The following is an 11,043-nucleotide window of genomic DNA, read 5'->3' as shown; positions in this document are numbered from 1 at the left end:
CGATTCTGACTCTGACAGCGACTCAGACTCTGATAGCGATTCTGACAGTGACTCAGATTCTGATAGCGACAGCGACTCGGACTCTGACAGTGACTCGGATTCTGATAGCGACAGTGACTCTGACAGCGACTCGGATTCTGACAGCGACTCGGATTCTGATAGCGACTCGGATTCTGACAGTGACTCGGATTCTGATAGCGACAGTGACTCTGACAGCGACTCGGATTCTGACAGCGACTCGGACTCTGACAGCGACTCTGATTCCGACAGTGACTCGGACTCAGACAGCGATTCTGACTCTGACTCCGACAGCGATTCTGACAGCGACAGTGACTCTGATAGCGACAGCGATTCTGATAGCGACAGTGACAGCGATTCTGATAGCGACAGTGACTCTGATTCCGACAGCGACTCTGATAGCGACAGCGACTCTGACTCTGACAGCGACTCTGACTCCGACAGCGACTCTGATTCCGACAGTGATTCTGATAGCGACAGCGACTCTGACTCTGATCTGGTTGCGAATGATGACTTGGCAACGCTTGATGCCAATATCGATCCAACCACAAGCCCAGTACCTACACAATCTAAGACATCTGTAGTTTTACCTTCTTACGATGGTTTGATTCTCGACTGGACATGGGCTGTGAACAATGCCTTGCAAGTAGAAGTTCCTCAAGGAACACTTCAAGATTTCAATATTGATATCAGTGGTTTGTATTTGGGTGCAGGTATTGTGAGTTTAGGCCTCGATGTTCTTCGTTTGAATGAAAACACTGGTCAATATGAGCTTTATGAGCATATTCCAAATGCCGGAACTGCTTTTGCAGCACTTGTAGGATTCTATACAGGTGGCACCACGATTAATGATTTACCTGAAGGTCAATATGCCATCGTCATGACAAATGACCAAGGACTTAACTTTACAGGTTTAGGCTTCCCAACTTTAACAATTCCATCAGGGGGTGTAGCAACCGATTATGGTGAGGTTGTTGTAAGTGGTAACGTCATCGTTCCTGAAGGTCCTGGTGATGTGGCGGATGTTGATCCGGAAGGTCAGCCTTTAGTTGTTACACAAGTAATCTCTGAAACAGGTAATACCTTAACTCTAGATCAATCTGTGAATGGTTTCCAAAAAATAGAAGGAGCTTATGGTGACCTCTATATTGATAAAGATGGTAATTATGAATACATCCGAAATCCGGAAATTCCTAATTCAGTAGGTAAAGTCGATACGTTTACTTATACAATTCAAGATGTTGATGGAAATGTAGCAACTGCTAATCTCAACATTCGAATTGATAGTTCTCAAGTAGACATTAATTGGCCAACGGATCCTACTTTAGATGGTACAGTTGATTTAGTTGCTACTAATGATATCAATGCTGCTCAAGTAGATTACAAAAACTTTGTTGAAACAAAATCGGCAGATCTTGGTTCAATGACGGCTTCGGTTACTCGTAGTGGTAGCTTATTTGGTGGTTACACTTATACGCGTAATCCTGGTACAGATACTTCAGATGTTGTTACCGTAGATCCAAATGCTTCTGCTGTGCTATCTATTAAAGTAACTACAACTGATTCATCGGGTGCTAATAATGATACCTTCGGTTATAGCGTACAAAAATTTGTAAGTGGCAGCTGGCAAACTGTATATGTGTCACCAACTACGACTTACAGTCATCCATTCTTGGGTGGTTCGAATGCTACAATCATTAATAGTAGTTATTCAATACCAGCGGATAGTGTGGCGACTCAATGGCGTGTTGTATATACAAGTACAGAAAGTAATGAATCATTCCTTATTAATGGTACTAATAGCACAACAGTACAAACCTCAGTTCAACCAACATTGACACATTATGATGTATTTACTGCTTCTGGAGAATTTACTCCAGCAACTGGTAACATAATTACAGATGATAGTGGCAATGGCACTGATGTAACAGGCGGTGTAGGTACTAAATTATTTGTAGAAAATGCAGCGGGTGTATTTGTTGAAGCTACTGGTCAAACTTTAGTTTACAGTAATGGAACATTAAGCATTGCTGCAAACGGTACATATACATTTACTCCAAATGCCACAGCGGACGGAAGTCAAACTACAAGTTTTAATTATAAACTTATAGCTGCGAATGGTGATGAAAGTAATGTTGCTACATTAACAATTAATTTGGGTAGACATTATGAAACTGGTACTGGAAATGATTTAATTTCTGGTACATCAGGAAATGATGTTTATACAACTGGTACTGGTGCAGATACAGTTATATTTAAACTTCTTAATGCTACAGATCCTACAGGTGGAAACGGTTCAGATACTTGGAGTGATTTTAATAAAGCAGAAGGAGATAAAATCGATATAAGTAGTTTATTATCAGGTCAATCTGTTAATAATACAAATATCGGTCAATATGTAACTGCTACACAAGTAGGTAGTGATACAGTAATTAGTATAGATAGAGATGGAAGTGGAACTTCTTATAATTCTACAGAAATATTAACTCTTAAAAATACTAATACTACGATTGATGAGTTATTACAAAATAGTCAAATATTATTTTAATTTGATTGTTTGAATAAAAAGAGGATCTGCGGATCCTCTTTTTATTTTATTTAAATAATTTTTAAATTAAATATGATATGTTATAATAAGTTAAAAGATTTTTTGAAGTGATAATATGGAAATTAATACATATAGTAAATTTGAGGAATTCAAAGAAAAATTAAAAAGCTGGTTGCTAATCCAATTAAAAAATCATTCTGAATATGAAAATGGTTTATGTGTTTTTTTATCTATTGGTAGTGATAAAAAACGATGTGAAGTATGGAACACTTTTGATAAAAATTTTAATACAGTATTAAAAAGAATATATTCATTTTTGGATAAGTTATACTCTAAAAATAGAGAAATACCTAAGTTTTTTAAGATAGATATTGCATGTAATATTAGTGAAGAGAGCTGGAGTGAAGTTAATTTTAATATTTTAAATCAAGATCATAATAATCACTATAGGAAAGGGGTTAGCTTTGATGATAAATTCCACATATGTTTTTTAGAGCAAGAGATATATGGCAAAGCTATTATAAAAGGTATTTCATATGATAAACCTAATTTTTTTGATGAAAAAAATCTTAATGATGCAATAAAAGTTAAATATAAAAATATTACTAAAATGTTTAAACTAGATGATATAAAAAAAGTATGGGTTTTTAATACAGTATCTGCTTTTTATGAGAATGGAAATTTTATTAATTTGCAGAGTGGTGGTCCAACAAATGGAATAAGATATAAATCTGATGATGTTAAGGTTGAGGTTAGAGATCTTATAATTAAAAATTCGGAATTTTTATATAACCAAATTATGGATGATGGGCGATTTGTTTATGGTTATTTTCCAGCTTATGATAGAGAAATTAAAAGTTATAATACGGTCAGACATTGTACATCTCTATATGCATTATTAGAAACATTGGAAGTAGATTTTAATAAGAAATATTTAGATAAAATTGAAAAATCTATGGAGTATGCTTTCGAAAAATTTTATAAAATTGTAGAAGAAAAAGGATTTATGATTGATGGAGAAAAAGATTTAGAAATAAAATTAGGGTCAAATGCAACTACAATATTTATGCTTGCTAAATATCAAGAAATAACTGGTAAGGATAAGTATCTCAAATATGCTGAAATGCTAGCAAAAGGGATACAATATATGATTGATGAAAATGGACAAACTAGTCATATTTTAAATTACCCATCATTAAGTGTAAAAGAAAAATTCAGAATTGTATATTATGATGGTGAAGCTGCGTTAGGGCTTTTACGCTTATATCAAATTAATAAAAACAAAGATTTATTAGATACTGTTAAGCTAATGTTTGATAACTTTATTATAAAGAAATATGATAAATATCATGATCATTGGCTAAGTTATTGTACAAATGAATTAACGAAAATATGTCCAGAAGAAAAATACTTTAGATTTGGAATGAATAATTATCTCAATCATATGAGTTTTATTAAAAATAGAAAAACTGCTTATGCAACTTTTTTAGAAATGATGATGTCGGCATATAAAATGGTTTTATATATGCGAGATAATGGTTATGAAGAATTATTTAATGAGACAAAGTTTGATGAGTTAAAGGAGTTAATTAAATATAGAGTTGAGTTCCAACGTTCTACAGGATTTTTTTATCCTGAATTAGCAATGTATATGGCTAGGCCAGATAAAATTAAAAATGCATTTTTTGTTAGACATGATCGTTTTAGAGCACGAATAGATGATCAAGAGCATAATTTATCGGGGTTAGTAGCTTTTTATAACTATTTTGAGTGACATATGAAAAGACAATATATAGAGCTAAAAGAAACTATGAGTAAAAATAATATATTTTTTACTCGTAATGGTAATGTAAGATTTCTTGACAAAGATTACATTAATTTTCTCGAAAAAGTAGAAATTGAACCTTTTTGTGCATTTTTAGTTGGTAACAATATTTGGAGTATGGGAGCATTTTCTTATAGTTGGTCTCTATTGCCAATTACTACTAAAGTAGGTCGGTATTGTTCAATAGCAGAGGGAGTGAGAGTACTTGGGTTAAGGCATCCTCACGAATGGCTTACAACTTCAGCAACAACATATGATCGAAATTTTATAATTTATCAAAAATATTTAGAAATTAATAATATGGACCAAAATGCCCGAAGATTACCCAATAATCCTGAACTAAAAACACTAAATATTGGACATGATGTTTGGATAGGGGCAAGGGCATTATTAAAGCCAACTATAAGCATTGGAAATGGTGCTGTAATTGCAGCAAATTCTGTAGTTACAAAGGATGTACCACCATATGCTATTGTGGGAGGGAATCCTGCAAAAATTATAAAATATAGATTTGATGAAGATACTATTAATCAACTATTAAAATCAACCTGGTGGGAATATGGTTTTTCAGATATTCAAAGACTAGAAATAGATAATATTCAAAATTTCTTGATTGAATTTGATTTGCAAAAAAGTAATTTTAAAAAATTAGAATTAGAAAAGTTAATAGTGGAGTAAAATATGAACACTATTATAAATTTAGATGCTAGAGTAACAGGATTAACCGAATTTAACTCAATAATGAAAAAGATTGAGAGAATTTCGGCTAAATCATTATCAATCTTTATTATTGATAATAAACATAGTATTGAAGTATATTCTAAGAATACAAATGTAAAAATTGTACCTGGTTCAGTTATAAAATTATTAACATTATTTTTAGTATTTGATTTAAATATTTCTTTAAGAGAAATTGTAAGAGTTAAAGAAAGTAATTTAATAGTAGGAAGTGGTTATAATTTACAGGGAAATGATCTTATAACAATCAACGACTTACTTAAAAATATGATATTTAAATCAAGTAACACGAGTGCTGAAGTATTAAAGGAAGTAATTGAAGAAAAAACAAAGATACCATATGAAGAACATGCAAAAAAAATAATAAATAAATTGGGGATGACACTTACAAATATTGTAAATTCGCATGGCTTATATGAAAGAAAACAATATACAACTGTGGATGACTTATTAAAACTAGTTGTTAATATATTAGAAAATAAAAAAATAGAATCTTTTTTATTTTATAGTCACCAAAGTATCATTGTTCAGAGAAATAAAAATTATATCAATATTGATTTTGATTCTAATGAAAAAATTTTTATTAAAACAGGGACACTTTTTCCAAATGTTTTTAATAGTTTACAGATAGTAAAGATACGCAATAATTATCTTATTGCTTGTCTAGGGTATTCAAAAAATGATCAGAGTAGATTGATTGATCAAGAAATGATTAATGATTTAATTGGAGTAATATAATGTCTGTATTTGGAATTTTAAAACCAGCAAAAAATTTAACTGATGTAGAGGAAATCTTCATCATTGTTGCTCAAAGTCGTGGGCATGAAGCTTATGTTTTTACAGCAAAAGATGTATGTTTTGAAACTGAAAAGGTGTTAGGCAAGACTATATTAAATGGGAAAGTTTTAGAAAAAGAATTTAACTTTCCTAATGTAATTCAAAATAGACTCGCGGTTAAGGCTGAAGATAAGGAAATATATTTAAAATTAGCAGAAAGAATTCCTTTTACATCAAATAGAATTGGGACAAAAAAGAATGTTGATCTAAAACTTCACAAAATTGAAGATATTAACGAATTTTTGATAAGTGTTGAGGACTGTAAAGAATTTGAGGATCTATTGGACGCAATTCAAAAATATAAAAAAGTTATATTAAAGCCCTTATCAAGTAATCAGGGAAAAGGAATTTTTTCTGTCGAGTTTTTAGATAAAAAATATATAGTAAAACAGTTAGATAGAAAAAATGAGTTTAATAAAAATGAATTGAGAAATTTTTTTGATAAAGAAATTAAGAATAAAGGGTATTCTCTAAGCAGATATTTCAACAGTTCTACAAATAATGCACTAAACACAGTCTTCCGGATGCAAATTAGTAGAGGGGCTGGTGGTAAGTGGAAATTAATAAAATTTTTCCCTTATGTAAATATTAATAAAAATATTGATATTACGAATGGTATGCAAGGAGCATTAATCACAACACGTGAAAAATTGTTTTTAGAGCAGTATTATCCAAACTCATTTGAAAAAATTAATAAAAGTATAAAGAAAATTTTCGAAAAATTTCCACTCGCTTTTCAAAAGCAATATGCATGGCGCTTAGATTCATTAGGTTTAGATTTAGGTATCGATCAAGAAGGGAATATTGCTATATTTGAAGTTAATGCAGGGCCAGGAATTGGATTTATGGCTTATCCAGTAGCAAAAGCTCAGGTTGATTATTACGAATGGTTGCAAGAAAATGCAAAACCACCTTTCAAGAATAACTTTTTACCTATAAATCTAAGATAAGAGAATTATAATGTTAAAAGAAAAGGGTATATATATGCTTTATCCTGCAATTAAGCAGGAAAAAAATGGTCTATTAATTGCACTAATTAAAAGAGCAGATTTATTTAGTAGAAATGGAATTAAAGTAAATATATGTACTCTTTCCTATAATCCTATGGTTAATCTTCTTTATAAGGATTTATATACAAGTAGATTGTTAGATTCAGATGTAAGTAAAAATATTAATTTTTTCAATTTATATTCTTACTATCAAAAAAGCGAATTTTCAATTGATTTTAATCCAGAAGATAGTAGTAAAATTACCATCGAAGAAGAAAATATTGAAAGTGATAGTTTAGGGAATATTAAGGTCTTTGATACTAGAAATAAACTCTGTAAATATTATGTTAAGAATAAGCAAGGTCTTTTGAGTCATATAAATATTTTTGAATCTGGAAAAATAGTTAAAAGATTAAAATTTAATGAAAAGGGGATTTTAAGCTCATCACAAGTTTTAGATAGTAATAGATTAATTGTAGCAGAAGATTTTTATGATATTAATAATCATCTTGTTCTTTCACGAAATTATAATAAGGAAGGCAAGGTTATTAGTCTATATCTGTATGAAGTAGGTGGCATAATTTCACGAAAATTTAGTTCAGAAATTGAACTATTTGAATATACTATATCTAAACTTAATGAAGATGAGCATAAAGTTTATATTATTGATAGAGCTATTGTTTTTGCAAAAAATATACTATTGAATAAAAAGAAGAACTCTACTGTTATTGGTATTATTCATGCCGCACATTACTCAAAAGCTAGAGAAAAAGATTCAAAAGCAAATGCTCACTACAAAAGTTATATTGAGAATTTAGAGAAAATAGATCATCTCATATTTTTAACAGAGAAACAAAAAAATCATTTTGGTGAGAGATTTGGTTTCTACCCTAACTATACTGTTATTCCTCATTTTTATAGAAAAACAACATTTGAAGATAGCTTAAATTCCCGACAAAAATATAAGTGTGTTTGCTTAGCACGGTTTGATAAAGTAAAGAGATTAGATCTACTTATAGAGTTATTTAGTGACGTTCATAGAAAAATTCCTGAAGCAACCCTAGATATTTATGGTTTTGGACCTGAAAAGGAAAACTTAATAAAAACTATAGAAAATAAAAATTTGGTAGGTGTAGTACGGCTACGTGATTTCGTTTCTGATATAAATTCCGTACTCAAAAATGCTGATTTAATGTTATTTACTAGCGGATCTGAAGGATTCTGTATGGCTATATTAGATTCTTTAAAAAATGGTTGTCCAGTAATTTCTTTTGATATTGATTATGGTCCAAGTGAAATGATTGTTAATGACTATAATGGTTATCTGGTTGAAGATAATGATACAGAAAAATTTATTAACACTACTATAGAATTATTGAATAATAGAGAAAAAATCAGTTTATTCCATAAAAACTGTGCTAAATCTGTATGGAGATTCAATGATGAAAATAATTTTAAGTTATGGGAAAATATTATATTTAAATAATATTTTAAAGATTATTTTCTTTTTATGGGTCTCATTCATGAGCTTGGCTTGTTTGGCGGCGGACAAAAAAAATATGACGATCAATGAAGAAAAAAAATGTTATAAATCTGGAAAAATTAGGGTGATCTATAGTCTAAATGAAATAGATCAGACAGATATCAATAAAAATAATATTCCAGATTATGTCGAAAATATTGCAATTCAAGCTAATACAACTATGGATGCACTGGACTATTTAGGTTTTGTTAATCCTCTTAATAGCCCTCGATATAAATCTGAAGTAAATTATATTGATATTCATGTGGTTAGTATAAGTTATAATGGTATTGCTTATGATAAGCCTTACTTGCCTAGTTTTGATGGGGTAAAAAAAGAAAAAGCATTATTGATCAAGTTAAACAGTAGATTAAAAAACTTTCCAGGAAATTACTGGACCGTTGTTGCTCATGAGATATTTCATCTTTATCAATACGGGTATAGTCCATTAAAACCAAGTTGGTATCTTGAAGGTATGGCAAATTGGTCGGAAAGATTATTAAGAAAAGATGATATTGATAAAAAGGGCGGAGTTCTTTTACCAATTAATATCAGTAGTTTACAAAATAATATTTACAAAATACCTTACAATAAGCTGTGGTATAGGTTAGCTTTTTTGTCTAATAAAATGAATGATAGTCAATTAAATTTGCCAGATAGTATAAAAAAACGTAAATATATTGATGGTACTTTGGTTTTTAAAGATATTTCGTTCTCTGGCTATATATTTATGAAAAGCTTTTTATCAAATTTATCATTGGTAGCAAATGATAAAAAACTTTTACTTCCGTTAAATAAGTATAATAACTTTTATAATTCTTCAATAATCATTAAATGTCTTAAAAAAACAATAATAGAATCTGGTATAAAACTAAATTCCGATGAGAAAGGTTTTTTAAATTTGTAATTTTTTAATAAAGTTTAAAAAAATTATAAAATTAATTATATACATAAATTGTATGTATTTAAAACATGTATTTAAAACATTTTTAAAATTATTGTTTTATAACTATTTGTAAAATAAGGATATTTTTTAAATAAAAGTAAAGCGCTTTGAATTTATTTAATTTATAATTGATAGTTACTAATTCTCATGTAAATATGATCTTGAGGGTGTTAATTATATAAATATCCTCGTATTTCAGGTTTGAGTGATATTCACTAAGTCCACAACCTTTTAGGATGTGGACTCTTCTTAATTAATAAATAATTCAAAATTAGATTGATTTTTGATTTTAAATTAAGAGAGTGAAGTTAAATTTCACTTAAATATATTTTGGTAAGATGTCTATTGTTAATGATCCTAATTTCATAATTTAAAATGGATTTTATAAAAATAGATTTTTAAATATTTAATATGAGGATTAAAATTAGTGAAGAAATTAATTCTAACTCAAATCGTATTTTCCTTAACATTGATTTTAGCTGGGTGCGTAAATCAACCATATGGACATCAATCAGTTTATTCACCAGCTTCTATTAATACTATCGCTAGTCATAAATTGTATTTGATAGCAGAAAAATCAGGCCATCCTAGCTTAGGTACGGGAGAGGTTACATCAGATAAGGCTTCCCAATACGCAAGCAATCATAAGAAGACAGTGATTTGTGATAAACATCATTACTATGCTGCGAGTAATGTTAGTAGCGATGTGAAACAGACAAAGATTACTTTAGTAAGTGGCGAGGAGGTTAATGTCTCTAAATCATGTTGGGTAGAAGATTCAAACCCACAAAATTCAATTTATGTTTCTAGATCATCCGTTAGTCATGGTTTTTGATAATTAAGTACCTAGTGGAGATTAAGCCTTAATAGTTTAGTCTCCTTATAGTTTATTTAAATAATTTTAAGAAAATTCACTTTAAAAAGATTAATCATTTAAATTAAAGTAATTAATTGAAGTGATACCCTGAAAATAATTTCTATATAATTCTATATTGAGATCTATCAAATTATTTCTTTCAATTTCAATTAAGTAGACCGTATTGCTATTTACTTCTTTCTGGCTTAAAATGTATTCTATTATTGTACATATTTCTATTTTTTTATCTAAATTTAATTTTACTATACAAACGAAGAAACCTATTTCTTTCATTTTTTTTGCATAGAAAGTAGCATAAGTTCTTGTATTTTTTATTAAACCTGTATCAAAAATAATAATTGTTGGAAAAGGCCCAGGTCCTTTAGGAATATAAATCTCACCTGTCGCTGAGTCTATTGAAGAATTCCAAAAAATATCATTCATATCAAAGGTTTATCTTATTTTAAAATATATAAATTTTCATAATAATGTTTGAAAAACATTAAACTATTTTTTTAAAAAACTGAAATTTATAAATCTTAAATGGTTAAATTGTTAAGCTAACATTTGAAATAAATTAATAATATCAAGATATTGTTAAAAGTTAACTTAATTTGTTTCATGGGAAATAACTTTACGTTGTAAATATAATATAATCAATAGCAGATGCATACAAATTATATTTTTATATAAAATGTTTTTTATAACCAATTGAAAATAAATTGTTTTTATATTTGTAAGATTAATTCATCCTAGTTTAATTG

The 11,043-nt window shown here is 29.2% G+C and carries 10 protein-coding genes; 9 read left to right on the top strand and 1 reads right to left on the bottom strand.

Features of this window, described 5'->3' with window-relative positions; translation table 11 throughout:
- The 9 genes from J536_RS26265 to J536_RS21340 form a co-directional block, all read left to right on the top strand.
- Nucleotides 1-602: hypothetical protein (locus J536_RS26265; RefSeq protein ID WP_228130720.1), on the top strand; the 602-nt coding region annotated here is incomplete at its 5' end.
- Complete coding sequence (locus J536_RS25890; protein ID WP_228130719.1) at nt 533-2,566, top strand: type I secretion C-terminal target domain-containing protein; 2,034 nt, start codon at nt 533-535, stop codon at nt 2,564-2,566. The genes J536_RS26265 and J536_RS25890, both read left to right, overlap by 70 nt.
- A 115-nt stretch (nt 2,567-2,681) precedes the next feature.
- Nucleotides 2,682-4,340, top strand: a complete 1,659-nt coding sequence (locus J536_RS21370) for a poly alpha-glucosyltransferase (RefSeq protein ID WP_032063891.1) — start codon at nt 2,682-2,684, stop codon at nt 4,338-4,340.
- 3 nt (nt 4,341-4,343) lie between these two features.
- Nucleotides 4,344-5,069, top strand: coding sequence for a CatB-related O-acetyltransferase (locus J536_RS21365; protein WP_032063890.1), 726 nt, complete (start codon nt 4,344-4,346; stop codon nt 5,067-5,069).
- A gap of 3 nt (nt 5,070-5,072) precedes the next feature.
- On the top strand, nt 5,073-5,867 hold the full coding sequence (locus tag J536_RS21360; protein WP_032063888.1) for a serine hydrolase: 795 nt from the start codon (nt 5,073-5,075) through the stop codon (nt 5,865-5,867).
- Entirely contained in the window at nt 5,867-6,916 is a 1,050-nt protein-coding gene (locus J536_RS21355; RefSeq protein WP_032063887.1) for a YheC/YheD family protein, read from the top strand. The genes J536_RS21360 and J536_RS21355 overlap by 1 nt, the downstream gene beginning before the upstream one ends.
- A 10-nt stretch (nt 6,917-6,926) precedes the next feature.
- Nucleotides 6,927-8,441 (top strand): glycosyltransferase, encoded by a 1,515-nt coding sequence (locus J536_RS21350; RefSeq protein WP_032063886.1) that lies wholly within the window; start codon nt 6,927-6,929, stop codon nt 8,439-8,441.
- Nucleotides 8,395-9,384 (top strand): hypothetical protein, encoded by a 990-nt coding sequence (locus tag J536_RS21345; RefSeq protein ID WP_032063885.1) that lies wholly within the window; start codon nt 8,395-8,397, stop codon nt 9,382-9,384. Before J536_RS21350 ends, J536_RS21345 begins: the two co-directional genes overlap by 47 nt.
- A gap of 466 nt (nt 9,385-9,850) precedes the next feature.
- Nucleotides 9,851-10,258 (top strand): hypothetical protein, encoded by a 408-nt coding sequence (locus J536_RS21340; protein WP_032063883.1) that lies wholly within the window; start codon nt 9,851-9,853, stop codon nt 10,256-10,258.
- A gap of 90 nt (nt 10,259-10,348) precedes the next feature.
- Here J536_RS21340 and J536_RS21335 read toward each other — a convergent pair whose 3' ends face one another.
- The gene (locus tag J536_RS21335) at nt 10,349-10,723 is read right to left on the bottom strand and encodes a hypothetical protein (protein ID WP_032063882.1); all 375 of its coding nucleotides are present in this window, start codon (nt 10,721-10,723) and stop codon (nt 10,349-10,351) included.
- Between the last annotated feature and the right edge of the window lie 320 nt (nt 10,724-11,043).

It is taken from the genome of Acinetobacter sp. 809848, assembly GCF_000581275.1.
In the GTDB taxonomy this organism is placed as follows: Bacteria; Pseudomonadota; Gammaproteobacteria; order Pseudomonadales; family Moraxellaceae; genus Acinetobacter; species Acinetobacter pittii.
The sequence above is the reverse complement of the archived record's forward strand: the minus strand, read 5'-3'. Positions and strand labels throughout refer to the sequence as shown.

Coding starts and splice junctions, on each gene's coding strand:
- J536_RS21370 (WP_032063891.1), top strand. CDS start 2,682: ATGGAAATTAATACATATAGTAAATTTGAGGAATTCAAAGAAAAATTA.
- J536_RS21365 (WP_032063890.1), top strand. CDS start 4,344: ATGAAAAGACAATATATAGAGCTAAAAGAAACTATGAGTAAAAATAAT.
- J536_RS21360 (WP_032063888.1), top strand. CDS start 5,073: ATGAACACTATTATAAATTTAGATGCTAGAGTAACAGGATTAACCGAA.
- J536_RS21355 (WP_032063887.1), top strand. CDS start 5,867: ATGTCTGTATTTGGAATTTTAAAACCAGCAAAAAATTTAACTGATGTA.
- J536_RS21350 (WP_032063886.1), top strand. CDS start 6,927: ATGTTAAAAGAAAAGGGTATATATATGCTTTATCCTGCAATTAAGCAG.
- J536_RS21345 (WP_032063885.1), top strand. CDS start 8,395: ATGATGAAAATAATTTTAAGTTATGGGAAAATATTATATTTAAATAAT.
- J536_RS21335 (WP_032063882.1), bottom strand. CDS start 10,723: ATGAATGATATTTTTTGGAATTCTTCAATAGACTCAGCGACAGGTGAG.